Here is a 730-nt window from a genome sequence, read left to right on the forward strand (position 1 = left end):
CCCGCCCCCACCATCCGCAGTCCGACGACGCTGCCCGGGCGGCTTTTAAAAAACGAGCTGCCCGCAAGACTGGCTGAAGCGCAGGCTGCGCATCCCGCGCAGCGCATCGAGCTGTGGTTCCAGGACGAGGCCTGCTTCGGCCAGCAGGGCTGCAACTCCCGGGTATGGGCCGACCGGGGCAGCCGCCCTCGCGCGCCCCGGCAGACCGAGTACGACTGGCTCTACCTCTTCGGGGCGATCTGTCTGGCCACCGGATAGAGCAATGGCTGGCTCATGCCGCCGGCCAGCATCCGTAAAATGCAGGCGCATCTCGACGACCTCAGCGCCAGCTTCCTTGAGATGTGCACGCAGTGCCCGTGCTCGACGGCGCGGGCTGGCATCACAGCACCGAGCTACACATTCCTGACAACCTCACGCTGCTGCCGTACTTGCCAGAATTTAACCCGGCGGAGAGGTTGTGGCGCAAGCTGCGCCAGCGCTACCTGAGCAACCGTATCTCTCCCAATAGGCAGGAGCTCGACAGGGCCGTAGCCGCAGCTTGGTTGAGCCCGAGCGATGACACCGAATGCATTCAGCACCTCACCAACTTCGACTGGATCCGCTCAGCTGTTGCCCAGACCCTGGACCCTCCGACATATTAGCCATAGGGTCGGCTCTCGACCCCGACGGCCACTCAAATTACGATACAGCTTATGGCTCCATACCAATCTCCCTCGCCCCCTCAGCGGCA

1 protein-coding gene and 1 pseudogene are annotated in these 730 nt (G+C 63.7%); both read left to right on the forward strand.

Annotated elements, in window-relative coordinates; translation table 11 throughout:
- Positions 1-258, forward strand: a pseudogene (locus D3A59_RS25035) (hypothetical protein); the annotation flags it as partial.
- Positions 259-350: 92 nt separating this feature from the next.
- Positions 351-641 carry a hypothetical protein gene (locus D3A59_RS25040; RefSeq protein ID WP_119157994.1) on the forward strand — a complete coding sequence of 97 codons (291 nt, stop codon included), beginning with the start codon at positions 351-353 and terminating at the stop codon, positions 639-641.
- The last annotated feature ends 89 nt before the right edge of the window (positions 642-730 follow it).

This window comes from Caldimonas tepidiphila, from assembly GCF_003569765.1.
Classification (GTDB): Bacteria; Pseudomonadota; Gammaproteobacteria; order Burkholderiales; family Burkholderiaceae_C; genus Caldimonas; species Caldimonas tepidiphila.